The sequence below is a fragment of the Azospirillum sp. NS33 genome (assembly GCF_059703765.1).
Genome location: NZ_BAAKJB010000020.1, coordinates 69862 through 94677, shown reverse-complemented (window position 1 = coordinate 94677; position 24816 = coordinate 69862). Strand labels below are relative to the sequence as shown.

General features: G+C 71.6%; 21 protein-coding genes. 9 read left to right on the top strand and 12 right to left on the bottom strand.

The window, feature by feature from the left end:
* Nucleotides 1–80 precede the first annotated feature (80 nt).
* Nucleotides 81–1424: a glutamine synthetase family protein gene (locus AC6H2I_RS18330; RefSeq protein ID WP_497502123.1), complete on the bottom strand. Its 1344-nt coding sequence runs from the start codon at nucleotides 1422–1424 to the stop codon at nucleotides 81–83.
* A 208-nt stretch (nucleotides 1425–1632) separates the two neighbouring features.
* Between AC6H2I_RS18330 and AC6H2I_RS18325 the strand changes: the two genes are divergently transcribed.
* Together AC6H2I_RS18325 and AC6H2I_RS18320 are read left to right on the top strand one after the other, a co-directional pair.
* On the top strand, nucleotides 1633–2913 hold the full coding sequence (locus AC6H2I_RS18325) for an NAD(P)/FAD-dependent oxidoreductase (RefSeq protein ID WP_497502122.1): 1281 nt from the start codon (nucleotides 1633–1635) through the stop codon (nucleotides 2911–2913).
* A 95-nt stretch (nucleotides 2914–3008) separates the two neighbouring features.
* Complete coding sequence (locus AC6H2I_RS18320; RefSeq protein WP_497502121.1) at nucleotides 3009–3998, top strand: hypothetical protein; 990 nt, start codon at nucleotides 3009–3011, stop codon at nucleotides 3996–3998.
* Between the two features lie 10 nt (nucleotides 3999–4008).
* Here AC6H2I_RS18320 and AC6H2I_RS18315 read toward each other — a convergent pair whose 3' ends face one another.
* The 8 genes from AC6H2I_RS18315 to AC6H2I_RS18280 form a co-directional block, all read right to left on the bottom strand.
* The gene (locus AC6H2I_RS18315; protein WP_497502120.1) at nucleotides 4009–4449 is read right to left on the bottom strand and encodes a hypothetical protein; all 441 of its coding nucleotides are present in this window, start codon (nucleotides 4447–4449) and stop codon (nucleotides 4009–4011) included.
* A gap of 80 nt (nucleotides 4450–4529) precedes the next feature.
* A complete protein-coding gene (locus AC6H2I_RS18310; RefSeq protein ID WP_497502119.1) occupies nucleotides 4530–5552 on the bottom strand; it encodes an SMP-30/gluconolactonase/LRE family protein in 1023 nt (340 codons plus the stop codon).
* A 23-nt stretch (nucleotides 5553–5575) separates the two neighbouring features.
* Entirely contained in the window at nucleotides 5576–6538 is a 963-nt protein-coding gene (kce, locus tag AC6H2I_RS18305) for a 3,5-dioxohexanoate:acetyl-CoA acetone transferase (RefSeq protein ID WP_497502118.1), read from the bottom strand.
* Nucleotides 6539–6560: 22 nt separating this feature from the next.
* Entirely contained in the window at nucleotides 6561–7337 is a 777-nt protein-coding gene (locus AC6H2I_RS18300; protein WP_497502117.1) for a cyclase family protein, read from the bottom strand.
* A 19-nt stretch (nucleotides 7338–7356) separates the two neighbouring features.
* On the bottom strand, nucleotides 7357–8667 hold the full coding sequence (locus AC6H2I_RS18295; RefSeq protein ID WP_497502116.1) for a TRAP transporter large permease: 1311 nt from the start codon (nucleotides 8665–8667) through the stop codon (nucleotides 7357–7359).
* Complete coding sequence (locus AC6H2I_RS18290; protein ID WP_497502115.1) at nucleotides 8664–9236, bottom strand: TRAP transporter small permease subunit; 573 nt, start codon at nucleotides 9234–9236, stop codon at nucleotides 8664–8666. Before AC6H2I_RS18290 ends, AC6H2I_RS18295 begins: the two co-directional genes overlap by 4 nt.
* A gap of 28 nt (nucleotides 9237–9264) precedes the next feature.
* A complete protein-coding gene (locus AC6H2I_RS18285) occupies nucleotides 9265–10335 on the bottom strand; it encodes a C4-dicarboxylate TRAP transporter substrate-binding protein (RefSeq protein WP_497502114.1) in 1071 nt (356 codons plus the stop codon).
* A gap of 52 nt (nucleotides 10336–10387) precedes the next feature.
* Nucleotides 10388–11044 (bottom strand): TetR/AcrR family transcriptional regulator, encoded by a 657-nt coding sequence (locus AC6H2I_RS18280; RefSeq protein WP_497502113.1) that lies wholly within the window; start codon nucleotides 11042–11044, stop codon nucleotides 10388–10390.
* 179 nt (nucleotides 11045–11223) lie between these two features.
* Here AC6H2I_RS18280 and AC6H2I_RS18275 point away from each other — a divergent pair, with 179 nt between their 5' ends.
* From AC6H2I_RS18275 to AC6H2I_RS18245, 7 genes are all read left to right on the top strand, one after another.
* On the top strand, nucleotides 11224–11613 hold the full coding sequence (locus AC6H2I_RS18275; RefSeq protein ID WP_497502112.1) for a hypothetical protein: 390 nt from the start codon (nucleotides 11224–11226) through the stop codon (nucleotides 11611–11613).
* A gap of 63 nt (nucleotides 11614–11676) precedes the next feature.
* The gene (locus AC6H2I_RS18270; protein WP_497502111.1) at nucleotides 11677–13482 is read left to right on the top strand and encodes a M3 family oligoendopeptidase; all 1806 of its coding nucleotides are present in this window, start codon (nucleotides 11677–11679) and stop codon (nucleotides 13480–13482) included.
* 232 nt (nucleotides 13483–13714) lie between these two features.
* On the top strand, nucleotides 13715–15400 hold the full coding sequence (locus AC6H2I_RS18265; RefSeq protein WP_497502110.1) for a methyl-accepting chemotaxis protein: 1686 nt from the start codon (nucleotides 13715–13717) through the stop codon (nucleotides 15398–15400).
* Between the two features lie 82 nt (nucleotides 15401–15482).
* On the top strand, nucleotides 15483–16055 hold the full coding sequence (locus AC6H2I_RS18260; protein ID WP_497502109.1) for an NADPH-dependent FMN reductase: 573 nt from the start codon (nucleotides 15483–15485) through the stop codon (nucleotides 16053–16055).
* 63 nt (nucleotides 16056–16118) lie between these two features.
* Entirely contained in the window at nucleotides 16119–17465 is a 1347-nt protein-coding gene (locus AC6H2I_RS18255) for an ABC1 kinase family protein (protein ID WP_497502108.1), read from the top strand.
* A gap of 148 nt (nucleotides 17466–17613) precedes the next feature.
* Nucleotides 17614–18141 carry a type III secretion system chaperone gene (locus AC6H2I_RS18250; protein WP_497502107.1) on the top strand — a complete coding sequence of 176 codons (528 nt, stop codon included), beginning with the start codon at nucleotides 17614–17616 and terminating at the stop codon, nucleotides 18139–18141.
* A gap of 58 nt (nucleotides 18142–18199) precedes the next feature.
* Nucleotides 18200–19243, top strand: coding sequence for a hypothetical protein (locus AC6H2I_RS18245; RefSeq protein ID WP_497502106.1), 1044 nt, complete (start codon nucleotides 18200–18202; stop codon nucleotides 19241–19243).
* A 140-nt stretch (nucleotides 19244–19383) separates the two neighbouring features.
* On the opposite strand, the gene AC6H2I_RS18240 is transcribed toward AC6H2I_RS18245, so the two are convergent.
* The 3 genes from AC6H2I_RS18240 to AC6H2I_RS18230 all read right to left on the bottom strand — a co-directional run bounded on the left by AC6H2I_RS18240 (nucleotide 19384) and on the right by AC6H2I_RS18230 (nucleotide 24773).
* The gene (locus AC6H2I_RS18240; RefSeq protein ID WP_497502105.1) at nucleotides 19384–21795 is read right to left on the bottom strand and encodes a methyl-accepting chemotaxis protein; all 2412 of its coding nucleotides are present in this window, start codon (nucleotides 21793–21795) and stop codon (nucleotides 19384–19386) included.
* Nucleotides 21796–21930: 135 nt separating this feature from the next.
* The gene (locus AC6H2I_RS18235) at nucleotides 21931–23106 is read right to left on the bottom strand and encodes a GNAT family N-acetyltransferase (protein WP_497502104.1); all 1176 of its coding nucleotides are present in this window, start codon (nucleotides 23104–23106) and stop codon (nucleotides 21931–21933) included.
* Nucleotides 23103–24773: an acyl-CoA synthetase gene (locus tag AC6H2I_RS18230; RefSeq protein WP_497502103.1), complete on the bottom strand. Its 1671-nt coding sequence runs from the start codon at nucleotides 24771–24773 to the stop codon at nucleotides 23103–23105. The genes AC6H2I_RS18235 and AC6H2I_RS18230 overlap by 4 nt, the downstream gene beginning before the upstream one ends.
* Nucleotides 24774–24816 lie beyond the last annotated feature (43 nt).

Sequence of the window (24816 nt, the reverse complement as noted above, 5' to 3'; positions counted from 1 at the left end):
ATCGGCTGCATGGCCCGGCGCGGCGTGGCCCGGGGCGGCGCCGCCCCGGACGGCCGGGGCCGGGGCGGCGTTCCGTCACGCTAGACGTTGAGCAGCAGGTTCTCGCGCTCCCACGAGCTGATCACCCGATGATACGCTTCGTACTCCGCCTCCTTCACGCTGGTGAAGGCGGCGATGAACTTGTCGCCGAGCACCTCGCGCAACGGCTTGCAGGCGTTGAACTTGCCAAGCGCGTCGCCCTGGTGGCGCGGCAGGGTGAAGGCGAGTCGGTAGGCCGACCCCTTGACCGGCTCGGTCGGCTCCAGCCCCTGGGACATGCCCAGCCAGCCGCAGGCCAGCGACGCGGCGATCGCCAGGTACGGGTTGGCGTCGGCGCCGGCGACCCGGTTCTCCACCCGACGGCCGTCGGGCTGGGACACCGGCACCCGCAGCCCCGTGGTGCGGTTGTCGCGGCCCCAGTGGACGTTGATCGGCGCATCGGAGTTGGGGACCAGACGGCGGTAGGAGTTCACGTTGGGCGCCAGCAGCGGCATGACGTAGGGAAGGAACTTCTGCAGCCCGGCGAGGTGCGACATGAACAGCGGGCTGTCGGACCCGTCGGGCTCGGCGAACAGGTTGCGGCCGGTGGCCGCGTCCACCACGGACTGGTGGATGTGCATGGCGCTGCCCGGCTCGTTCTGCATGGGCTTGGCCATGAAGGTCGCATAGACCTGGTGGCGGATCGCCGCCTCGCGGGCCGTGCGCTTGAACAGGAAGGCCTGGTCGGCGAGCTCCAGCGGGTCGCCATGGTTGAAGTTGATCTCGATCTGCGCCGCCCCCGCCTCGTGGGTCAGGGTGTCGATGTCGATGTCCTGCACCTCGCAGAAGTCGTAGATCTCCTCGAAGATGGGATCGAACTCGTTCACCGCGTCGATGCCGAACGCCTGGCGCCCGCTCTCGACCCGGCCGTTGCGGCCGACCGGCGGCACCAGGGGATAGTCCGGGTCCTTGTTGACCTGGACCAGGAAGAACTCCAGCTCCGGGGCCACCACGGGCTTCCAGCCGCGCTCCTCGTAGAGCGTCAGCACCCGCTTGAGGACGTGGCGCGGCGAGAAATCGACGGGGTCGCCGTTGGCGTAGACGCAGTCGGTGATGACCTGCCCCGTCGGCTCCTTGTACCAGGGCACGAAACGGATCGTCCGCTCATCCGGGATCATGTAGATGTCGGAGTTCTCGTCCGACGTGATGTTGTCTTCTTCCGGGTATTCGCCGGTCACCGTCTGCACGAAAATCGCCTCCGGCAACCGCAGTCCGCGATCGCGCAGGATGCGCAGGAACTTCTCCGCCGGCACGATCTTGCCGCGAGCGATGCCCGACATGTCGGGCACGAGGCATTCGACTTCGGTAATGCGGTTCTTCTTGATGAAGTCATCCATGAAAGCCATGAACGAAACGGCCCGCGCGGGAACGCCGGGCGGCCTCCCTTTTGTTGAGGACGCCCCACTATGGTGCCATCGGGGGGCGGCGCGCCAGTGCCACGGTGGGCGCCGCCGGCAAACACCGCCGAAGACCCTACCGGCAGCAGGGCCGTCATGCGGTGGCCGGGCGGCCTCGGCGGTTGACGGCACCCGCGCCGCGGCCTATCCGAGACGCATGATCGCCGCCTCCTTCCCGCCGTCCTGGTACGCCGACACCGCCAACCCCCATCCGGCCCACCCCGCGCTGGCCGGCGAGGAGCGCTGCGACGTCTGCGTGGTCGGCGGCGGCTACACCGGGCTGATGGCGGCGCTGGAGCTGCGCGAGCGCGGCTACGACGTGGTGCTGGTGGAGGCGGAGCGGGTCGGCTGGGGCGCCTCGGGGCGCAACGGCGGCCAGATCATCACCGGCTACAACAAGGCGATGGCCGACGTCGAGCGCTGGGTCGGCCGCGACGACGCGCGCCGGCTGTGGGACCTCAACGAGGACTCCAAGGCGCTGCTGGCCGACCGGGTGGCGCGCCACGCCATCCGCTGCGGCCTCACCTGGGGCTACGTGCTGACCGCGCCCAAGCATCGGCACATGGGCGACCTGGCCGCCATGCAGCAGGAGCTGCGGGAGCGCTACGGCTACGACCGCACGACCCTGCTGGACGGCGCCGGCCTCGCCCGCTACGTCTCCAGTCCGGTCTATGTCGGCGGCCTGCACGACGCCGGCAGCGGCCACCTCCACCCCTTGAACTACGCCCTCGGCCTGGCCGATGCCGCCACCGCCGCGGGGGTGCGGATCTTCGAAGGCTCGCGCGTCACGGCGCTCGACACCGGGCCGGCGCCCTCGGTGCGCACGGCACGCGGGCTGGTGCGGGCCGCCCACCTGGTCCTGGCCGGCAACGCCTATCTGAACGGGCTGGTGCCGCAGCTGTCGGGCACCATCATGCCGGTGGCCACCTACCTCCTCGCCACCGAGCCGCTGGGCGAGGCGATGGCGACCGCCCTGCTGCCGGCGGACGTGGCCGCGTCGGACATGAACTTCGTGCTCAACTACTTCCGCCGGTCGCCCGACCACCGGCTGCTGTTCGGCGGCGGCGTCAGCTACTCCGGGCTCGACCGGCCGGGGCTGACCCAGGCGTTGCGGCGCAAGATGGTGCGGGTGTTCCCGTCGCTGCGGGAGGCGCGCGTCGCCCACATGTGGGGCGGTCACGTCGCCATCACCGTCAACCGCATGCCGCACCTGGGGCGCCTGTCGCCGACCACCTATTTCGCCCACGGCTATTCCGGCCACGGCGTGGCCCTGGCGGGCATCGCCGGCAGGACCATCGCCGAGGCGGTGGCCGGCACGGCCGAGCGCTTCGACGTCTTCGCCCGCATCCCCCACCGCCGCTTCCCCGGCGGCCCGATGCTGCGCACCCCCGCCCTGGTCCTGGCCATGACCTGGTTCCGTCTGCGCGATCTCCTGTAGGGCGCGCGGGCCCCGGCCGGTGGCCGGCGTGAGCACGGTTGCAGCGGAACGGGGTTCCCTGTAGGGATAACGCTCACCCTTCCGCCGGTCGGACCATGAGCGACGACGCGAACCTCGAGGCTACCGCCGACACGCCCACCGATGGCGCGCCCGCCCTCATGCGGGACACCCATTTCGATTTCCAGCACAAGGTCTTCTCGCTGCCCGCCGCGTTCTTCGCGGTGGAACCGACCTCCAAGGAGCCGGTGCTGAACATCCTGCTGGGCGAGCTCAAGGCGTCCCTGCCCTTCCACACCCTGGCGGAATCGTTTCAGATCGCGGAGGGAAGCCACGATTACCGGCTGCTGGAGACGGTCGCCGAGGGCCTGCGCTACGTGAAGCAGATCCGCCCGGGCGAGAAGATCCCGGGCGAACTGCTCGACGGCACCGCCTCCTGGTCGGTCGACGAGAAGCACCGGCTGATCGCCCGCGGCCGCCTGACCATGCAGCTCGTGTCCTGGATCACCGGCAGCGAGATGATCGTCGTCGACATCGACGAGCTGGAACAGATCGTCGAGGACCCGCAGACCAAGACCCGCCTGAAAGCCGCGTTCCGCGCCATCGCCGAAAAGCTCAACGTCACCGACAACCCGGAACAGTACATCAACGACCGGGTCGACGACCTGACGCAGGAGCTGTCGTACATCGAGGCGCTGCGCGACCGCTTCAAGCACATCCGGGCGATCAGCGAGAACCTGCAGCGGATGGCGCAGATCTACCGCAGCGACCGCACCCTGGCGTCGGAGATCGCCCGCATGCAGGGGCTGCTGCGCCGCCCCATGAAGGAGTTCGACGCCATCTTCGAGCAGGCCGACGCCCAGACCGGCGAGGTCGTCGGCGCGCTGAAGTCGTTCGGTTCGACCGTGACCTTCATCCGCAAGACCCGCGACGACCTGCGCGAACGGCTGATCGAGTGGGAGGAGCTGCTGCAGGCCTGGGACGGCGTGCCCATCGAGCGCTCCCAGACCCTGGAGCAGCTGCAGAAGCTGACCTACCGCTTCCTCGCCAACCGCTACATGGAAAGCAAGGTCTGGCAGCGCCGCTAGGCGGTCCCGCTCAGCGCACCGGCGGCAGGCAGGCGCCGAGGATGCGGTAGCACAGCTCCGGGTCGCGCTGGCGGTCGTAGCGCAGCTCGGCCACCCGGCCGTCGCGCACCACGACGGTCGCCTCGCAGCCGAAGGTGCGCGACCACACCTCCACCTCCGGGCGAAGCGCGCGGATGCCGTGGCGCGCCAGCAGGCGGTCGGGCTCCCAGTCCACCTCGCGCTCGACGATGGTCTGGCTGCGCCGGTAGGACAGCACCTCCGTGCCGTCCGCCTGGGCGCTGGCATCGGGCACGCCGGCGCAGGCCAGCAGCTCGGCCTTGGGCAGGCCGACCAGGGTGCGCGGCGCGGCCAGCGCCGCCTCGTTCTGCGGGTTCGCGCACGCCGCCAGCGCCAAGCATCCCACCAGCACCGCCGCCAGCCGCACCGTCCATCGCCTCGCCGCCCGCGCCATTCGCGCCCTCCCCTCGGCCACGCCCGCGTTTTCACCCAACAGGCGGCCGGCCGAACCGTCGCGGCCGCCCCCTCCGCCCGTCAGGGCAGCGGCCAGTGTGCCATAGGCAGGCCGGCGACCGGCGAGCGGAATCGGGCGATGCGGCTGCCGCGCAGGCTGCCGAGATACACCGTGCGCAGGTCGGCGCCGCCGAAGGTGACGCTGGCGCACCACGGCGCGATGGTGCCGCCGCAGGCCAGCATCAGGTCCGGCGTCGCGGTGTCGCGGGCGAACGCGTCCATCAGGGCCCGTCCGGCGGCGCTGCCGTGGTCGTCGTCCAGCAGGATGCGCAGGTCGCCGTCGGGGGTGATGGCGAACACCCGGTCGGTCATCACGTGGGTGCCCCAGAGATTGCCGTGGGCGTCGAAGGCGATGCCATCGATGAAGGCGCCGTGGTCGGCCGGGCCGAACACCTCCCGCCCGCTCAGGCTGCCGTCCTCGGCGACGCGCAGGCGCGTCACCCGGCGCCCGCAGGTCTCCGCGACGTAGAGCCACTCCTCCCGCGCGTCGAGGCGGATCTCGTTGGTGAAGGCGAAGCCGTCGGCGACGATGCGCAGGCGGCCCTGGTCGTACAGCGCGACGAAGCCGTCGGCCACGTTCGGGCTCATGGCCCGCATCCAGTTGGTGATGCGGGTCGACACGGTCAGCCACAGCCGGTCGCGGCGGTCGCGCAGCACGAAGTTGACCTTGCCGATGGGCGCCCCGTCGATGCGGTCGACCAGCACCCGGGTGGCGCCGTCGCGGGTCATCACCTCCAGCCGGTCGGTGCCGAAGTTGGAGATGACGATGTCGCCGTTGGCGGCGAACGCCAGCCCGTTGGGCAGAGTGCCGCTGACGAAGCGGGTCTCCTCGTCGGTGGCCTCGGCGAAGGCGGACCGGGCGCGCTGGGTGACCAGCCGCTGGGAGCCGTCGGGACGGATGTGCACGACCCCGCCGCGGGCGTCGGCGGCCCACAAGGACCCGTCGGGCTCGGCCAGGATGCACTCCGGGCGCTGCAGGTCGTGGCCCACATGGTCGATCCCGGCGGGATCGACCACGAAGCCGTCGATGGGGTTGCCGGCCATGGCGCGCTCCTCCTCCTGCGGCCTCAGAACCCGACCCGGTCGCCGCCCTTCAGCGCCAGCATGGCGCGGGCCTCGGCCGGGGTGGCGATCTCGTGGCCCAGCTCCTCCAGGATGCGGCGGACCTTGGCCACCTGCTCGGCGTTGGAGGCGGCCAGCGTGCCGCGGCCGATGTAGAGGCTGTCCTCCAGGCCGACGCGCACGCTGCCGCCCATCAGGGCCGCCTGGGTGGCGAAGGGCATCTGGTGGCGCCCCGCCGCCAGCACCGACCAGCGGTAGGCGTCGCCGAACAGGCGGTCGGCGGTGCGCTTCATGAACAGCAGGTTGTCCAGGTCGGCGCCGATGCCGCCGAGGATGCCGAAGATCATCTGCACGAAGAAGGGCGGCTTCAGCAGGCCGCGGTCGACGAAGTGGGCGACGTTGTAGAGGTGGCCGACGTCGTAGCACTCGTGCTCGAAGCGGGTGCCGTGCTCCTCGCCCAATGTCTTAAGGATTCGTTCGATATCACGGAACGTATTGCGAAAAATGAAGTCGTCCGTGTTGCGCAGATAGGATTCCTCCCAGTCGAACTTCCATTCCGTGTAGCGGTCGGCCAGGGGGAAGATGCCGAAGTTCATCGAGCCCATGTTGAGCGAGCACATCTCCGGCTTGGCCTGGAGCGGGGCGGCAAGGCGCTGCTCCACCGTCATGTTGAGGCCGCCGCCGGTGGTGATGTTGATGACCGCGTCGGTGTTCTGCTTGATCCGCGGCAGGAACTGCATGAACACGGCGGGATCGGGCGTCGGGCGGCCGTCCTGCGGGTCGCGGGCGTGCAGGTGGAGGATCGACGCGCCGGCCTCGGCCGCGGCGATGGCCTGGGCGGCGATGTCGTCGGGGCGGTACGGCAGGGCGTCCGACATGGTCGGCGTGTGGATGCCGCCGGTCACCGCGCAGGTGATGATGACCTTCGGCGCCGGCGTCTTCTTCGGCTTGGCGGTGGGCTCGGACATGGGGTTCCTCCGGCGCGGGGTTTCAGTCTTCGAAGATCGCCACGGCCCGGGTGAACCCGGCCGAGGCGTTGCGGATCTTGTAGGGGAAGCAGGCGATCATGAACCCGGTCGGCGGCAGCGCCTCCAGGTTGCCCAGCTTCTCGATGTGGCAGTAGGCGCGGTCCATGCCGGCGCGGTGCCCCTCCCAGATGATCGAGGCGTCGTGGCTCGCGGCGTAGCGCCGGGCGGTGTGGACGAACGGGGCGTCCCAGCTCCAGGCGTCGGTGCCGGTGACACGCACCCCGCGCTCGGTCAGGTACAAGGTGGCCTCGCGGCCGATGCCGCAGCCCGAGGCCACGTAGTCGGGCTGGCCGTAGCGGGCGCCGGCGGCGGTGTTGACGACGACGATGTCGTAGGGGCGCAGGGTGTGGCCGATGCGCTCCAGCTCCGCCGCGACCTCCTGGGCCGTCACCACGTGGCCGTCCGGCAGGTGGCGGAAGTCCAGCTTCACCCCCGGGCCGAAGCACCACTCCAGCGGCACCTCGTCGATGGTGATCGCCCGCTTGCCGCCGTCCATGGTGGAATGGAAATGGTAGGGCGCGTCGAGATGGGTGCCGTTGTGGGTGGTGATGGTCAACCGCTCGATCGCCCAGCCCTCGCCGCCCGGCAGGTCGTCGGTGGTGGCGCCGGGAAAGAACGACACCATGTCGGCGGCGGTGGCGCGGTGGTCGAGGTACTCGATGGCCGGCAGGTGTCCCGGCGGGTCGGAGGCGATTCCCGCCTCCAGCGGGACCGACAGATCGACGATGCGGCGCGGCATGGGGCTCTCCTGTGGATGGTCAGCGCCCGAGGAGCGCGGTGGTGAGGCCGGGAAAGACCAGGATCAGCCCGAGCACGCCGAGCATGATGGCGACGAAGGGGAAGGCGCCGGCGAAGACGTCGCCCAGCGTCAGCTCGGGGTCGGGCGCCGTGCCCTTGATGACGTAGACCGACATGCCGAAGGGCGGCGTCAGCAGCCCGACCTCCACCGCCAGGATGGTGACGATGCCGAACCAGATCGGGTCGATGCCCAGCGCCTTCATGATCGGCAGGAAGAGCGGGATGACGATCAGCAGGATGGAGGAGCTGTCGAGGATCGTCCCCATCGCCAGGATCAGCGCCACGTAGCCCAGCACCACCCCCCAGTAGCCGACGTCGGCGGTGGCCACGGCGGCGCTGAGGTATTCCGGCAGGCCGCTCAGCGACAGCATGCGGGCGTACATGCTGGCGGCGATGATGAGGAAGCAGATCGCCGCGGTGACCTGCCCGGTGTCGGTCAGCACCCGCCAGATCCGCTGCGGTCCCAGGGCGCGGCGGGCGAGGCCGATGACGATCGCGCCCAGCGCGCCCACACCGCCCGCCTCGGTGGGCGTGAACACCCCGCCGTAGATGCCGCCCAGCACCAGGGCGATCAGCGCCACGATGGGCAGCCCCTTGACGGCCATCGCGCCCGCCGACAGGGGGGCCGAATCCTCGGCGATGGCGGCACCGGCGTAGCCGGGGAACCGGCGTGCCAGAATATAGACACCGGCGCCGAAGGCCACCGCCAGGACGAGGCCGGGCAGCACGCCGGCCAGGAACAGGTCGCCCACGGACTGCTCGGTCAGCACCCCGTAGAGGATCAGCAGCAGGCTGGGCGGGATCAGCATGCCCAGCACCGAGCTGCCGGCGACGATGCCGTAGGCGAAGCGCCGGGAGTAGCCGTGGCGCAGCATCTCCGGCACGGCGACCCGGGTGAACACGGCCGCCGAGGCGATGGAGATCCCGGTGATCGCGGCGAACACGGCGTTGGCCCCGACCGTGGCGATGCCGAGGCCGCCGCGGATGCGCCCGAACAGGCTGTTGGCCACGTCGAAGGCGTCGCGCCCGACGTCGGCCTGGGAGACGACGAAGCCCATCAGGACGAACAGCGGCACCACGCCGAAGATGTAGGAGTCGATGGATTCCGCCGCGGCCAGCCCCAGCATACGCCCGGCCAGCGCCCCGTTGCCGGTCATCGCCAGAACGCCGAGGAAGGAGCACAGGGCGAGCGCCACCGCCACGTGGACACCGCCATAGATCAGCGTCACCAGGGCGAACAGGGCGACCGCGCCGATCAGCAGGTCGGTCATGGCCGCCTCCCCGCCGCCGCACGCGCGGCGCGGAGGGCGCGGGCCAGGAACTGCAGCCCCAGCGCCGCCGTCCCCACCAGCATGATCAGACGCACCGGCCAGATCGGCGCGGTGAAGTCGCCGATGGCCCCGACGAACACGTTGCGCGTCCACGCCCGCTCGAACAGCGGCAGCAGGCCAGTGAACAGCACCACGCACAGGGCGACGCCGAGCAGGGCGTAGAGCCCTTCCAGCGCCGCCCGGCCGCGCGGCGGCAGGCGGCCCAGCAAGGCCTCGGCCCGGGTCAGCCCGCCGGTGCGCAGAGCGTGGCCCACCTGCAGGAAGACGATGGCGACGATCGACAGGCTGACGAGTTCCGGCACGCCGGAGATCGGGCTGTCGAACAGGGCCCTCCCCAGCACGTCAGCGTTGATCGCCAGCATGACGGCGACGATCAGCAGCGTGCCGGCGGCGTTGAGCGCGGCCGTGCCGGCGTCCAGCAACCGCTGCGCGCGGCCGTCGCCGCCGGGCAGCCCGTCGTCGCGGCCGCCGGCTCCGGGGCCGGCGGCGTCAGCGGGTTCACCGGTCATCGTGCGGCTCCGCTCCTCCCCGCCGGGGTCACTGGCCCGCCCAGTCGCGCAGCGGTTCGGCCCCGGCGGCGCGCACCGTCTCCATGTAGGCCTTCAGCACCGCCTTGGCCGGCATGCCCTGCCCCTCCAGGGTGGACACCCACTGGGTGGTCGGGTCCTCCATGGCGGCGGCGTAGGCCGGGCGCAGGGCGGCGGAGTCCGGGTTCAGCGTGGCGCCGGCCGCGGTCATGCTCTCCAGGGCGGCGGCGGCGGCCTTGCGCAGGTCCTCGGTGTAGGACGCCTCGAAAGCGGCGGCCCCCGCCTCCAGCGCCGCCTTCACCGCGTCGGGCTGATCGTCGTACCACTCCTTGTTGGCGGCGATGCCGCCGGCGTACTGGGCGCCGTACCCGACCTGGGTGATGTGCGGCGCCACCTCGTGGATCTTGGCCGGCAGGGCCGCCGTGGCGAAGGTGAGCACCCCGTCGTACAGCCCGGTCTGCAACGAATTGTAGTATTCGGTGAGGTTGCCGGCGACGCCGACCGCGCCGGTCCCCTTCATCCAGTTGATGGACGGACCGGGCGTGCCGATCTTGCGGCCCTTGAGGTCGTCGAGGCTCTTCACCGGGAACGTGGTGAACAGCAGGTAGTCGTCCAGGGCGAAGCCGCCGCCGAGGTAGACCACGTCGTTCTGTTCCCACGCCGCCATCATGCCGGGCACCGCGCGCTGCACCGTCTGCACGGCGCCGGTGACGACACCGGGGTCGGTGCTGACGAAGGGGGTGTAGTAGGTGATGTTCTGGAGCGGCAGCTTCGACGGCTCGAAGATCGACGGCACCAGGGCGACCTGGGCGATCCCTTCCTGGATCGCCTCCAGTTCCTCGCCGACCTTGGCGAGCGACCCGCCGTAGAGCTGCTTCCACGACACGGTGTGGCCGGACGCCGCCAGGGCCTTCTCCACGGCCGGGACGAAGCTCTCCTGCAGGTGCTTGACCCAGCGGAACACGGGCGGGTGCCCGTTCACCAGGGTGATCTCGACGGTGTCCGCCCGGGCCGCCGGAGCGGAGACGAGCGGGACGGCGGCGGCCAAGGCGGCGAGGACGGCAACCGGCAGCATGCGCATGGAACGTTTCCTCCTGGCAGTTCAACGGGTTGGGCGGCGGGGCGCCGCCGGGTCAGCGGGGGTCGGGAGCGCAGCGGTGAACGGCCAGCGACCGGACGCCGCCGGCGATGAACGGGACGATCCGGGCCATCACCGTGTCCACGTCGGCGTCGTCGCACGCACCGTCGGACAGGCGGCCGGCGCGGCCGGTGGCCGCCATCATGGTCATGCCCACACCGATGGCGAACATGTAGGCCCACACGGCGTCGTCGGGCCGCAGCGCCGGCTCGACCTGGCGCAGGGCGTCGATGAAGCGGCGGGCGATGGCGTCGTAATGCTCGCCGATGAGCGCGCGGGAGCGCTCGTCGTCGGCGTTCGCGGTGGCGGCGAGGATGCGCGAGAACAGGTTGCCCGGCTGGCCCTCGTGACCGAATTCCATGGTCGGGCGGAACAGGGCCTCCACCAGGTCCTCCAGCGTCGGCGCCGCGGCCCGCGCCGGAGCGAACAGGGCGTCCAGCCGTGCCGCGCGCGCCGCGTTGATGGCGCCGGAGCGTCGCGCGAACATCGCCTCGAACAGCTTTTCCTTCGTGCCGAAATGGTAGTGCAGCAGGGCCTGGGCGACCCCGGCCTCGGCCGCGATCTTGCGCATCGAGCAGCCGTCGAAGCCGTGCAGGGCGAACACCCGCTCCGCGGCGTCGAGGATGGCGTGGCTTGCGTTGCGCTCCGACACCGACGCCCTCCCCCGAATGCTGGCATGTCCCGAGGCGGCCGTCCGTGCCGGCCATCCATTGCTGGACCAGCTAACCACTGACTGGGCGATCAGTCAAGATCCGTCCGTGCACACCTTGCCGCTGGCAATTGCCGCCTACGGGTTGTATCCATGACCGATCAGCGGCCTCCCGCGGCGCCATGACCAACGACCCACCGATCACCGGCATCCGTCCCATCCTGGCCATTGTCCAGCCCAACGGCGAACGGCTGCTGGTCGCCCGCCTTACGAACCTGGGAGGATCCAGCCAGTCCAACCGCTTCGTGCTGCGCCGGGTCGACCTGCGGCCGCCCTGGCCGCAACCGGACAAAGGGTATTTCGGGTACGCCGAGGTGGCCCGTGCGCTCGACGCCAACGGCTGGCGCGGCTGCACGGTCGAGGCCATGAACACCGCGGACGTCGACGAGATGCGGGCGCGCGCGCTGGCCAAGCGCAAGCTGCACCAGCACTGCATCTCCGCCGCCATCGACCGCGCCGCCCAGGACGCCGCCCGGGACGCCGCCCAAGCGTCGCGGCGCGGCGGCGGCTGACCCGGCTTTCCTTGGCCGGGCGGCCCCCCTATATCCCGTGGGTTGCCGCATCGGGAGGAATGGATGATCCGCAGCGCCGCCCTTGACACCGCCGACGGTCCCGACACCGGGTCCCTGCCCGCCTGGGACCTGCGCGACCTGTACCCGGCGATGGACGCGCCGGAGCTGACGGCCGACCTGGCGCGCATGGACGAGGACGCCAAGGCGTTCCATGCCGCCCACGCCGGCAAGGTGGCGGCCCTGGACGGGCCGGGGCTGGGCCGGGCCGTCGCCGAGTACGAGCGCATCGACGAGACCCTGTCGCGGGTGATGTCCTACGCCGGCCTGGTCTACAACGGCAACATGGTCGACCCGGCCATCGCCAAGTTCTACCAGTCGATGCAGGAGCGGGTGAACGCGATCTCCACCCACCTCGTCTTCTTCGCGCTGGAGTTCAACCGGATCGAGGACGCGGCGCTGGAGCGCGCGCTGGCGCAGTCGCCGGAGCTGGCGCGCTACACCCCGTGGATCCGCGACGTCCGCCTCTACCGCGACCACCAGCTCTCCGACGAGATGGAACGCATGCTGCACGAGAAGCATGTGGTGGGCCGCGCCGCCTGGAACCGGCTGTTCGACGAGACCCTGGCCGACCTGCGTTTCCCCATCGGCGGCAAGGAGCTGACCTGCGCGGAAGCCCTGAACAAGCTGTCCGACCGCGACGGCGCGGTGCGCAAGGAGGCGGGGCAGACCATCGGCACGGTGCTCGGCGCCAACGCCCGCCTGTTCGCCCTGATCACCAACACCCTGGCCAAGGACAAGGAGATCGACGACACGTGGCGCCAGTACGCGCGCCCGGTGTCGGCCCGCAACCTCTCCAACCGGGTCGAGGACGCGGTGGTTGACGCCCTGCACGGCGCCGTGCGCGAGGCCTACCCCGACCTCTCCCACCGCTACTACCGATTGAAGGCGACGTGGTTCGGGCAGGAGCGCCTGGACTACTGGGACCGCAACGCGCCGCTGCCCGACGACAGCGACCGCAGCATTCCCTGGTCGGAAGCGCGCGATCTGGTGCTGGGCGCCTACGACCGCTTCGCCCCGGAGCTCGGCGCCATCGGCAAGCGCTTCTTCGACAACGCCTGGATCGACGCCGCGGTGCGGCCGGGCAAGGCGCCGGGCGCCTTCGCCCACCCCACCGTTCCCAGCGTCCACCCCTATCTGCTGCTGAACTACCAGGGCAAGACCCGCGACGTCATGACCCTGGCCCATGAGCTGGGGCACGGCGTGCACCAGGTGCTGGCCGGCAGCCAGGGGCATTTCCTGTCCGACACCCCGCTGACCCTGGCCGAGACCGCCTCGGTGTTCGGCGAGATGCTGACCTTCCGTGCCCTGCTCGACGGCGAGCGGGACCCGGCGCGGCGCCGCATCATGCTGGCCACCAAGGTCGAGGACATGCTCAACACCGTGGTCCGCCAGATCGCCTTCTACGATTTCGAGACGCGCGTCCATGCCGAGCGCCGCGAGGGCGAGCTGACGGCCGAGCGGATCGGCGAGATCTGGCTGGCGGTGCAGGAGGAGAGCCTGGGGCCGGTGCTGCGCTTCGACGAGGGCTACCGCAACTACTGGGCCTACATCCCCCACTTCATCCACTCGCCCTTCTACGTCTACGCCTACGCGTTCGGCGACTGCCTAGTGAACTCCCTCTACGCCGTCTACCAGGATGCCGAGAAGGGCTTCGCCGAGAAGTACCTGGCCATGCTCTCGGCCGGCGGCACGCTGCGCCACAAGGAGCTGCTGGCCCCCTTCGGCCTCGACGCGTCCGACCCGGCGTTCTGGCAGAAGGGGCTGGGGGTGATCCGCGGCTTCGTGGACGAGCTGGAAGCGACGGGCTGACCGCCGGCCGACCGCAGTGAGCGGTGCGCCGGAAACGGCGCACCCGGAAGCCTCCGGCATCATTGCAATCGGCGACGGGCCGCGCCGCAATTTGCCACGCAGCGCGGCCCTCCGGTCCGCGGCTCTGTGCCCCGCCGGCGCGCCACCGGCGCGTCTGCTGGAGCGCAGCCCCCTGCGGGCGCTGGAACGGTCCTTGCTTAGGCGGCCGCACCCATCGCCCCGGAGGCCACCCGTGTCCCTCGCCAACCTGCCCGTCCTCGCCAAGATCCTGATCCTCGTCGGCCTGCTGGCGCTGGTCACCCTCGGCACCAACTTCTTCGCGCTGGGCCGCATGGCCCATGTGGAGGAGCGCAACGTGGCGCTGATCGAGCACGACGTGGAGGCGATCATCGACGCCGGACGGGTGGGGCGCCTGCTGATGGGGATCGGCCGGCGCGCCTACCAGATGGTCGCCCAGAGCGACATGGCGCGCCGGCGCGACGCCGCCGACGGTGTCGCCCGCAACGCCACGGAGATCCGCGCGCAGCTGGCGGCGGTCAAGGCCGCCGCGCCGCGCTGGGCCGCCGAGGTCGAGGCCGCCGCGCAGGGATTCGAGACGCTGATGGCCGACTACGCGCGGCTCGAGCCGCTCGCCCTCGCCGGCCGCACCGGCGAGGCCCTGGCGCTGCTCAACGCCACCGTCGACCCGGACCTGGAGCGTCTGCGCGACGCCGTCGACGCCCTGGTGGACCGGATGAACACCGCGGTGGACACCGCCGCCGCCGACGCCAGCGCGGTGTACGTGGACGCCTGGTGGACCACGGTGCTGCTCGCCGCCGCCGGCATCACCGGGGCGACCGCGCTGTCCGTCGCCATCGCCGTATCCGGGATCGCCCGGCCGATCGGCCGGATCACCGGCGCCATGCGGTCCGTGGCGGCCGGCGCCCTCGACGGCGCGGTGCCGGGCCTCGGGCGCAAGGACGAGGTCGGCGCGCTGGCCGAGACGTTGGCGGTGTTCAAGCAGGCGGCGATGGAGAACCGGCGCCTGCAGGCCGAGGTGGCGGAGACCGAGCGCCAGGCGGCGCTCGACCGCCGTGCCAGCCTGCACCGTCTCGCCGATGCCTTCGAGTCCAGCGTCAGCACGGGGGTGTCCCTGGTGGCCTCGGCCGCGACCCAGCTGCAATCCAGCGCCCGTGGCCTCTCCACGATGGCCGACCAGAGCCGGTCCCAGTCGGCGGTGGTCGCCGCCGCCACCGACGAGACGGCGATGAACGTCCAGACCGTCGCCGCCTCGGCCGAGGAGATGGCCTGCTCCATCGCCGAGATCAGCCGCCGCGTCGGCCAGTCCGCCGAGATCGCCCGCCTCGCCAGCGGCCGCGCCGACGCCACCAACGCATCGATCCAGACGCTGGCGGAAGAGGCCAGGGCGATCGGCACCGTGGTCCAGCTCATCACCGACGTCGCCAGCCAGACCAACCTGTTGGCGCTGAACGCGACGATCGAGGCGGCGCGGGCCGGCGAGGCCGGCAGGGGCTTCGCCATCGTCGCCCAGGAGGTCAAGACCCTGGCCAACCAGACGGCCAGGGCCACCGAGGAGATCACGGCGCGCATCGCGTCCGTTCAGGCGGCCACCGACGGTGCGGTGGCCGCCACCCTGGAGATCGCCCGGGTGGTCGGCGAGATCAACGAGATCTCGACCACCATCGCCGCCGCGGTCGAGGAGCAGGACACCGCCACCCGCGAGATCGCCCGCAACGTGCAGCAGGCCGCGGTCGGCACCGAGCACATCGCCACCTCCATCGGCACGGTCCGCCTCGTCGCCGGCGAAACCGGCAGCTCGGCGTCCCAGGTGCTCGGCGCGTCGGGCGAGCTGTCGCGCGAGGCCGAGCGGCTGCGCGTCGAGGTCGCCCGCTTCGTCGCCGAGGTGCGGGCGAGCTGACCGCCCCACCCCACCCCCACGTTCCGCCGGCAGCCTTGCCTGGCACCGGCGGTCCGTGCCTTCATCGCGGAGACACACCACGATGGAAGAGCACGCCATGGAAGCGCCGCTGCGGGTCCTGTCCTTCGCCGGCTCCCTGCGCCGGGAGTCCTACAACCGCACCCTACTGCGCATCGCCGCGGAGGTGGCGCCGGAGGGCGTCACGGTCGACACCGTCGACCTCGCCCCGATCCCCCTCTACGACGCCGACCTCGACGCCGCCGGGCGGCCCGAGCCGGTGGAGGCCTTCCGCCAGGCGATCCGCGCCGCCGACGCCATCCTCATCGCAACGCCGGAGTACAATTACTCGATCCCCGGCGTGCTGAAGAACGCCATCGACTGGGCCTCGCGCCCCCCGGCCCAGCCCTTTGCCGGCAAGCCCCTGGCCATCATGGGCGCCGGCAGCGCGCTGGGCACGGCGCGCGCCCAGTACCACCTGCGCCAGGTCTGCGTGTTCCTGGACATGCACCCCCTGAACAAGCCGGAGGTGATGGTGCGCTACGCCGAATCCTTCCATCCCGACGGCACCCTCAAGGACGAGGCGGTGCGCGCCAAGGTGGCGGCGCTCCTCACCGCGCTCGCCGACTGGACGCGGCGCATCGCGCCCCCCGGCTGAGCGCACGGGGCGTGTCCGTCCCGTGCACTGGCCGCGCCGCCCCGGCACCCCATCTTTGATGCCATGTCGAACCGGGAAACCAACTCCTTGGGCGGGCGGCTCGCGCGGTACGCGCGGGTCGGCTCGGCCGTTGGCGGCTTCGCCGCCCGGGTGGCCGGCGAGCGGGTTCTCGGAATCCCCGCCGAACGCCAGCGCCACGCCGCCGAGCTGCGGGCCGCCCTGGGCGGTCTCAAGGGGCCGCTCATGAAGGTGGCGCAGATCCTCGCCACCATCCCCGACGCCCTGCCCCAGGAGTACGTGGCCGAGCTGTCCCAGCTCCAGGCCGACGCCCCGGCCATGGGGTGGCCGTTCGTGCGCCGCCGCATGGCGGCCGAGCTGGGGGCGGACTGGCAGACCCGGTTCGCCCGCTTCGAGCACACCGCCGCCGCCGCCGCGTCCCTGGGGCAGGTGCACCGGGCCGACGCCCTGGACGGCCGGCGGCTGGCCTGCAAGCTCCAGTATCCCGACATGGCGTCGGCGGTGGAGGCGGACCTGCGCCAGCTCAGCCTGATCTTCGCGCTGTTCGAGCGCTACGACAGCGCCGTCTCGACCCGCCAGATCCACGCCGAGATCGGGGCCCGCCTGCGCGAGGAGCTCGACTACGAGCTGGAAGGGCGCCACGCCGCCCTCTACCGGGCCATGCTGGCCGACACCCCGGGCGTCCACGTGCCCGAGGTGGTGCCGGCGCTGTCGACCCGGCGCCTGCTCACCATGGAATGGCTGGACGGCCGCCGCATCCTGGAGTTCGTGGCCGCGCACCCGGAGGCGCGGGAGGACCTCGCCATGAACATGTTCCGGGCGTGGTACGTGCCCCTCTACGGCTACGGCGTGATCCACGGCGATCCGCACCTCGGCAACTACACGGTTCGCCCCGACCGCTCGGTCAACCTCCTGGATTTCGGCTGCGTCCGCGTCTTCAAGCCGAGCTTCGTCAAGGGCGTGATCGACCTCTACCACGCCCTGCGCAGCGACGACGAGGCGGCGGCGGTGGAGGCGTACCGCACCTGGGGCTTCGCCAACCCGTCGAAGGCGCTGGTCGCCGTCCTGAACATCTGGGCGCGCTTCGTCTACGCCCCCATCATGGACGACCGCACCCGCCGCATCGAGGAGACCAACGCCGGCCATTACGGCCGGGAGACGGCCGAACGGGTCCACGCCGAACTGCGCAAGGTCGGCGGCGTTGAGATCCCGCGGGAGTTCGTGTTCATGGACCGCGCCGCGATCGGTCTCGGCTCGGTCTTCCTGCACCTGAACGCCGAGGTGAACTGGTTCCGCCTGTTCCAGGACCTCGTCGGCGATTTCGACGTCACGGTCCTGGAGCAGCGCCAGCGCGCCGCCCTGGAGGCGCACGGGGTGCCTCTGCCGATCTGACGCCGCGGGGCCGTCCGTCGTTCGTGCCCAAAAGGCGTTCCCTGGCCATTGTTGCACACCTATCCTGCGTTGCACGGGCGCGGACGGGCGCCCACCCATGCCGCGTCGCGCCCCCCACCATGGCGGCGTCCGGAAACAGGAGGCGACCATGGACGATCAGAACGGGCCGATGGCAGCCGGAGCCGGCGGCCCGCTGCAGGCCATCCTCTACGCCTGCGACATCGTCGGTTTCCCCGCCCCGGACGCCGCGGCGCTCCACGCGCTCCGCCAGCCGGACGGCACCGTGGGCGGTCTGTGCGTCGAGTACGACCTGGCTGGTCCGGTCACGCTCCGGATCGTCTTCGACGAGGACCGCCGGGAGTATGCGGTCCGCGGCGGGATGGGCCGCGTTCCCGACCCCCGCCTCGCGGCCGTCGCCCCCATGGCCCTCAAGGCCAACGCCCTGCTGGCCGAGGATGGGCTGTGCCTGGCCATCGATCCCGTGACCGACGAGTTGGTGGTCACGCAGACCTTGCCGGCCGACGGTCTCGACGTGGTCGAGGCCGCGTCGCGGCTCGCCCGCGTCGCCGGCATCGCCATGGCCTGGAAGGAGCACATCGACGGCGGAACGGAGGCGCCGGCCGCCGCGGCGACGCCTGTGACAGCCGCAGGCGCGGCGCCGCCCATGTGGGGGTGAACGGACGGCGCCCGAGCGGCCGACGGCCATCGTGTGACACGCAAGGACGGAGGGATGGATGGTGGAACGGATTGGCGGGGGTGTCGTCGTCGGCACCCCGCGACTGGAGACAATCAAATCGGACGACGTCGCCAACGTTCTGAATCAGATCAAGAACGATCCTGGCTACAAAAAGAACCACGACAACTACGAGTTCCGCGTGATCTCATCCGGCAACCAGCGGCACCTGGTCCTGAAGGAGCAGAACTGGGTCGGGCAGGTGAAGGAATTCCTTGGCATCGGAAGCGCCCGGCGGCGCGAGGAGCGCGACGCCGCCCTCGCCGTCCTGTCCAACGCGCTGGGCGACGCGAAGGCCGACACGATGCTGGGCATCACCGGCCAGAAGCCGAATGAAGCCACGCGGAGCCGGGCCGCCCTGGCCTTCGTGACCGACGCCCTGAAGCCGCCGCCGGCCGACGCCAAGCTGGAAAAGCTCAGCGATTTCGATAATTACGCTTACGCCAACCACAAGGGCGTCGCGTTGTCCAGCGGCGTCTGCCAGGGCGCCTCGATCACCTGGCTCAACACGCTCCACGCCGAGGGCATGGCGGCCGCCAAGACGCTGGAAAGCCCCGCCCGCATCCAGGGAATCCTGGACCTCCAGGTGGAGGTCGAGACCGGCACCGTCGACACGAATTTCATGGCGATGACCGGGCACCTGAACGCATCGACCTACGACGCGTTCTCCGCGGAGAACTTCGTGGTCAGCGGCAATCGCAGCGAACTGGTGGGGGACCCCGGGCAGAAAGTGGCGGTCAACACACAAGTCACCAAGGCGGCGTCGAAGGACCAGTTCGCTGGCTGGGTCAACACGCATCTGACAAAGCCCGGCGACTTTGCCTTTATCAACATGCAGAACTCCAATGGGACTGGCGCCCATGCCTCGGCGCTCTATCGGGGAAGCGACGACACGATCTACTTTTTCAATCCCGACGAGGGCATGTATTCCTGCGGCACCAATTCGGTCGACCAGTTGCGGGATATCCTCTACGCGCAGGTGGGCGGGCGCGACTGCGCGCTGATCCCCGGCGAAATGACCCCGCAGCAGCCGGCCCAGCCATAGGGGCCGGCCGGCAAGCCACGACGCCGAGCGCGCCCCTATGCGGGTGCGCTACGCCGAGCGCAGCTTGTGTCCGGGTGCGCTACGCCGAGCGCGCCCCTATGCGGGTGCGCTACGCCGAGCGCAGCTTGTGTCCGGGTGCGCTACGCCGAGCGCACCTTGTTGAGGAAGCCCGAGACCTCGCCGCGCAGCATCTCGGCCTGGCGCGACAGCTCCTTGGACGCGCCCAGCACGGCGTCGGCGGCGGTTCCGGTCTTGCCGGCCGCCGTCGTCACCTCGGAGATGTTGCGCTTGACCTCCTGGGTGCCCGCCGCCGCCTGGTTGACGTTGGCGGCGATCTCCCGGGTGGCCGAGCCCTGCTGCTCCATCGCCTCGGCAATGCCGGTGACGGTGCTGCTGATGGTGTCGACGGCGTCGGAGATGGTGCGGATCGCCCCCACCGCCCCGCCGGTGGCCGACTGCATCTGCGCCACCTGGCTGGAGATCTCCTCGGTCGCCCGCGCGGTCTGGCCGGCAAGGTTCTTCACCTCGGTGGCCACCACCGCGAAACCCTTTCCCGCCTCGCCGGCCCGGGCCGCCTCGATGGTGGCGTTGAGCGCCAGCAGGTTGGTCTGCTCGGCGATCTCGCCGATCAGGTCGACCACCTGGCCGATGCGCTGGGCGGCGTCGGCCAACCCCTCGACGATGGCGTTGGTGTGGCGCGCCTTCTCCGCGGCGTCCTGGGCCACCGTCGAGCTGGCGGTGAGCTGGCGGGAGATCTCGGCGATCGAGGCCGACAGCTCCTCCGCCGCCGCGGCCACGGTCTGGACGTTGGAGCTCGCCTGCTCCGACGCGGTGGCGACCGCCTGGGACTTGGCGTTGGTCAGTGCGGCGTCCGACGACATCGCCTGGGCGTCGCGCCCCAGCGAATCGGCCGAGGCCGCCAGGGTCTGGACGACGCCGCTGACCGCCGCCTCGAAGCCGTTGGCGAACTCGTCCATGGTCCGCCGGCGGTCCTCGTCGATCTGCCGGCGCATCTCCTCGCGCTCCGTCTCCATGCGCCGCATCTCCAGGGCGTTGGCCTTGAAGACGCCGAGGCTGTTGGCCATGTGGCGCAGCTCGTCGCGGCGGTCGGAGCCGGGGATGTCGGTGGCGAGGTCGCCTTCCGCCAGGCGGTCCATCGCCCGGGTCATGGCGTGCAGCGGCACGGTGATGGCGCGGTCGATGAACCAGGCGAGCACCGCGCCCAGCGCCAGCGCGACCGCCGCGCCGACCGCCACGACCAGCCCGGCGTTGGCGCGCCCGGCCTCGCGCTCGTCGCGCTGCATCGCGGCCAGGCGCGCCACCTGGTCGCTCACCGTGCCGGCGGCCTGCGCCATCGCCACCGAGGCGCTGCGCTGCCCCTCCACGGCGCCGACCAGCGCGCCGAAGCTCTGCTCGAAGGCGCCCAGGGCCGCCTGGGCGGCGGCGATCAGCGCCTTGCCCTCCTCGTCCAGCAGCAGGTCGCCGGCCTGGCGGGCGAGGCCGGCGATCGCGGCGGCGGCCTCGCCCACCATCGCCCGCGCCGCCTCGCCGCCCTTGAGACGGTAGTCCCGCTCACCCAGCATCGCGGCCTGGGCGGCGACGTTCATGCGCATGGCCAGGCCGCGCAGCAGCACCGCCTCGTCCACTTCGGCCTGGGCGAAGTCCGCCGCGCCCTGGAGCGCCATCGCCACGGCGATCTGGTTCTCCTGCATCTCGTGGGCCAGCGCCTGCACCTGCTCGGCCTGCTTGTCCAGGATCAGCATGCGGGCCTGGAACGTCTCCGCGTCATCGCCGGCGGCGTAGCGGGCCTGTTCGGCGAAGGTGTCGCGGTAGGCGGCGACGGCGGCCACGATGTTCTCCGCCAGCTCCTCGTCGTTGGTCCCCATGACCTCCTCGTGCAGGGCCCCGGCGTTGGCCTGCAGCTCGGCCAGCGCGGCGTCCGCCGCCTCGACGATGGCCGCCTCGCGGGTGCGGACGAACTCGCCCTGCAGGCGGCGCGCCTCGAGAAGGTGCTCGATCAGGCGGTCGGCGCGGTCGGCGGTGTCGCGGCTGTGCCGCGCCGCCAGCGCCGCGTCGTTCAGGCTGATCATGTTGTTGTCGTAGCGTTCGGCCTGCTGGTGGCCGATCTTCTCCGCCACGTCGCGCAGGGCGCGGGCGCTCTGCGCCATGGAGCCGGTGCGGGCCCGCGCCTCCGCGTCCTGGGCGGCGAAGTTGGCGAAGGCCTCCTGGTACACGCCGATCCCCGCGAGGATGTCGTCGACCAGGGCGCCGCCGGCGCCGGTGCGCAGGGTGCCGCGCGTCGCCACCGCCTCGCCGCGCAGCGACTCCAGCATGGCGCCGACGTTGGCGGCGGCCTGGGCGTCGCGCTCCGCGACGAAGCGCGCCTCCTCCAGCCGGACGTTCTTGAGACGGGCGTCGAGCTCGGCCGTGTGGGCGGCGACGTCCACCCGTTCGGCGTAGGTGCGGAGGCTGTTCCAGCCGACGAAGGCCACCGCAACCGTGAGCAGCAGCACAGCCGCGAAGCCGAGCGCAATGCGCCTGCCAATCGTCATCGGGGTTTCCCTTTTATGCGGCCGGAAGCCTGGAGGGAGTCCCCTCCGAGCGTAGGCTCTTGTGTTTCTTTTTTGTACACGGCACAGAGTCGCACGACATGATCCGGATCAAGTGTGCGGCGGATTGGCGCGCGCTCAGAAGCGGTCCGGCATCCACGGCCTGGGTCCGGCGAAGACGCGGGCCGCCGCGGCCAGCGACGCCGCGTCGCCGTCGACCAGGCCGAGCCCCTGCAGCGCCGCCGGGCCGAGATGCCCGGTGAACAGAGGAGCCAGCGCCGCCACCGGCAGCCGCAGCCCGCCGGCGCCGCGCGCCCGCCGCTCCACCGTGGCGCGCCCGTCGGCCACGCGCAGGCGGAACGCGCCGTCGTTCTCCGCCACCACCGGGTCGGCGACGTCGAGCACGAGGTCGGCGTCGACGCCCGCGGGGTAGCCACGCCGAGAAAGGGCCGCCTCGACATCGACCACGCGCAGCAGCCACTCCTCCCACCCGTCCACGGCCACCCGGGCTTCGAACGCGGTGTGCACCAGCGGGTCCTCGGGGCCGCCGGACCACACCACGTCGCGCACGCGGGAGCGGTACCCGGCCAGGAACGCCGCCGCCTGGCGCACCGCGGCGGGGCCGGGCAGGCAGTGGTCGGCGACGGTCAGCCGGCCGTCCTGGGGCGGCACCACCGCGAGGTAGCCGTCGTCGCCGACCAGGAACACGTCGGCGCGCTCGCCGTCGCCGAAGGGATGGAGCGCGGCGGTCCAGGTCGCCTCGGTGCGCTCCGGCACGCCGTTGGTGCGCGCCGCCATGGGCCGGCGCAGGCCGGCGAGGAGATCGGCGTCGAGCGGGTCCAGCCGCCGCGGCAGGGCCACCTCGGGGCGGCCCTGGGCCAGCGCCTCGGGGGCGGCGCGGTAGCGGAACCACGACCCGGCCCTGGCGAAGCCGAGCTTGGCGTAGACCGGCTGGGTCGCGGCGTAGAGGACGGCCAGCGCGCTGCCGCCCGCCCGCGCCTCGGTCAGCACGGCGCGCATCAGCCTTGTGCCGAGGCCCCGGCCGCGCGCGACGGGGTCGACGCTGACGAAGGCCACCGCGCGCGCCGGCACCGGCCGGCCGCCGAACCACTGGTCCCAGCTCCACACCGCCGCCGCGCCGGCCGGCCGGCCGGCGTCCCGCAGCAGCCGGAGGCAGTCCGCCCCGTAGAGGTCGCGGCTGCGCTCCAGGTCCGAGCGCGACAGGCCGAACGCCTGGCGCGCCAGATAGGCCAGAGCGTCGGCGTCGGCGTCGCGGTAGGGTCCGTAGCCGGGGTCGGCCGGCCCGCCGGTCACAGCGCCCGGGCCTGATCGCGCAGGACGAACTTCTGGATCTTGCCCGTCGAGGTCTTGGGCAGCGGCGCGAACACCACCGTGCGCGGGCATTTGAAGTGGGCGAGATGGCCGCGGCACCAGGCGATGATCTCCTCCTCGGTCGCCGCCATGCCGTCGCGCAGGGTGACGAAGGCGCAGGGCGTCTCGCCCCACTTCTCGTCGGGGCGGGCGACGACCGCCGCCTCGACCACCGCCGGGTGGCGGTAGAGCACCCCCTCGACCTCGATGGTCGAGATGTTCTCGCCACCGGAGATGATGATGTCCTTGGAGCGGTCCTTCAGCTCGACATAGCCGTCGGGGTGGAGCACGCCGAGGTCGCCGGTGTGGAACCAGCCGCCGGCGAACGCCTCGGCGGTGGCGCGGGGGTTCTTCAGGTAGCCCTTCATGACGGTGTTGCCGCGCATGAAGACCTCGCCCATGGTCTGCCCGTCGGCCGGCACGACCTCCAGCGTGGCGGGGTCCATCACCGTCAGCCCTTCGAGGGTGGCGTAGCTGACCCCCTGGCGGGCCTTGAGGCGGGCCCGCTCCTCCAGCGGCTGGGCGTCCCACTCCTCGTGCCAGGCGCAGATGGTGACCGGGCCGTAGACCTCGGTCAGGCCGTAGACGTGGGCGATGTCGAAGCCCATCCGCTCCATCTTCTCGATGACGGCGGCGGGCGGGGCGGCGCCGGCGGTCATCATCCTGATGCCGTTCGGCACGGGCCGGCGCTGGTCGTCGGGGGCGTTGCAGATCAGGCCCATGACGATCGGCGCGCCGCACAGATGGGTGACCCCGTGGTCGGCCATGGCGTCGTAGATCGGCTTGGCGGCGATCTGGCGCAGGCAGACGTTGGTGCCGGCCATCGCCGCGATGGTCCACGGGAAGCACCAGCCGTTGCAGTGGAACATGGGCAGCGTCCACAGATAGACCGGATGGTGCGGCATCGCCCAGGTCGCCACGTTGCCCAGCGCGTTCAGATAGGCGCCGCGGTGGTGGTAGACGACGCCCTTGGGGTTGCCGGTGGTGCCCGAGGTGTAGTTGAGGGCGATCGCCCGCCATTCGTCGTCCGGCATCGCCCAGGCGAAGCCGGCATCGCCCTCGGCCAGGAGCTGCTCGTAGGTCAGCGCGCCGATGAGCGCGCCGCCCTTGCCCTGGGGGTCGTCGATGTCGACCACCAGCGGCCGCCGCTCCGGGGCCAGCATGTGCAGGGCCTTGGCGATGACCCCGGAGAACTCCCGGTCGGTCAGCAGCGCCTTGGCCTCGCCGTGCTCCAGGATGAAGGCCAGCGCCTCGGCGTCGAGGCGGATGTTGAGGGCGTTCAGGACCGCCCCGGCCATCGGCACGCCGAAATGGGCCTCGAACGCCTCGGGGATGTTGGGGGCCATGACGGCGACCGTGTCGCCGGTCCCGATGCCGCGGCTCGCCAGCGCCGACGCCAGGCGCACGCAGCGCTCGTAGGTCTCCGCCCAGGTGCGGCGCACCGGGCCGTGCACGACGGCGGTGCGGCCGGGGAACACGGCGGCGGTGCGGCGGAGAAACGACAGGGGGGTCAGCGGTACGTGGTTGGCCGCGTTGCGGTCCAGACCGCTCTCGTAGGGCCCGCCCTCGATGGGCCCGCCCTCGATGGGATTGTGCGCGGTGGTGGTCATGCGTTCCCCCCAATGCCCGTCGGCGGCGGCGCGGGCCGCCTGT

Coding starts and splice junctions, on each gene's coding strand:
- AC6H2I_RS18295 (WP_497502116.1), bottom strand. CDS start 8,667: ATGACCGACCTGCTGATCGGCGCGGTCGCCCTGTTCGCCCTGGTGACG.
- AC6H2I_RS18250 (WP_497502107.1), top strand. CDS start 17,614: ATGGACGATCAGAACGGGCCGATGGCAGCCGGAGCCGGCGGCCCGCTG.
- AC6H2I_RS18255 (WP_497502108.1), top strand. CDS start 16,119: ATGTCGAACCGGGAAACCAACTCCTTGGGCGGGCGGCTCGCGCGGTAC.
- AC6H2I_RS18315 (WP_497502120.1), bottom strand. CDS start 4,449: ATGGCGCGGGCGGCGAGGCGATGGACGGTGCGGCTGGCGGCGGTGCTG.
- AC6H2I_RS18285 (WP_497502114.1), bottom strand. CDS start 10,335: ATGCGCATGCTGCCGGTTGCCGTCCTCGCCGCCTTGGCCGCCGCCGTC.
- AC6H2I_RS18290 (WP_497502115.1), bottom strand. CDS start 9,236: ATGACCGGTGAACCCGCTGACGCCGCCGGCCCCGGAGCCGGCGGCCGC.
- AC6H2I_RS18260 (WP_497502109.1), top strand. CDS start 15,483: ATGGAAGAGCACGCCATGGAAGCGCCGCTGCGGGTCCTGTCCTTCGCC.
- AC6H2I_RS18270 (WP_497502111.1), top strand. CDS start 11,677: ATGATCCGCAGCGCCGCCCTTGACACCGCCGACGGTCCCGACACCGGG.
- AC6H2I_RS18310 (WP_497502119.1), bottom strand. CDS start 5,552: ATGGCCGGCAACCCCATCGACGGCTTCGTGGTCGATCCCGCCGGGATC.
- AC6H2I_RS18240 (WP_497502105.1), bottom strand. CDS start 21,795: ATGACGATTGGCAGGCGCATTGCGCTCGGCTTCGCGGCTGTGCTGCTG.
- AC6H2I_RS18320 (WP_497502121.1), top strand. CDS start 3,009: ATGAGCGACGACGCGAACCTCGAGGCTACCGCCGACACGCCCACCGAT.
- AC6H2I_RS18300 (WP_497502117.1), bottom strand. CDS start 7,337: ATGCCGCGCCGCATCGTCGATCTGTCGGTCCCGCTGGAGGCGGGAATC.
- AC6H2I_RS18275 (WP_497502112.1), top strand. CDS start 11,224: ATGACCAACGACCCACCGATCACCGGCATCCGTCCCATCCTGGCCATT.
- AC6H2I_RS18330 (WP_497502123.1), bottom strand. CDS start 1,424: ATGGCTTTCATGGATGACTTCATCAAGAAGAACCGCATTACCGAAGTC.
- AC6H2I_RS18245 (WP_497502106.1), top strand. CDS start 18,200: ATGGTGGAACGGATTGGCGGGGGTGTCGTCGTCGGCACCCCGCGACTG.
- AC6H2I_RS18230 (WP_497502103.1), bottom strand. CDS start 24,773: ATGACCACCACCGCGCACAATCCCATCGAGGGCGGGCCCATCGAGGGC.
- kce (WP_497502118.1), bottom strand. CDS start 6,538: ATGTCCGAGCCCACCGCCAAGCCGAAGAAGACGCCGGCGCCGAAGGTC.
- AC6H2I_RS18325 (WP_497502122.1), top strand. CDS start 1,633: ATGATCGCCGCCTCCTTCCCGCCGTCCTGGTACGCCGACACCGCCAAC.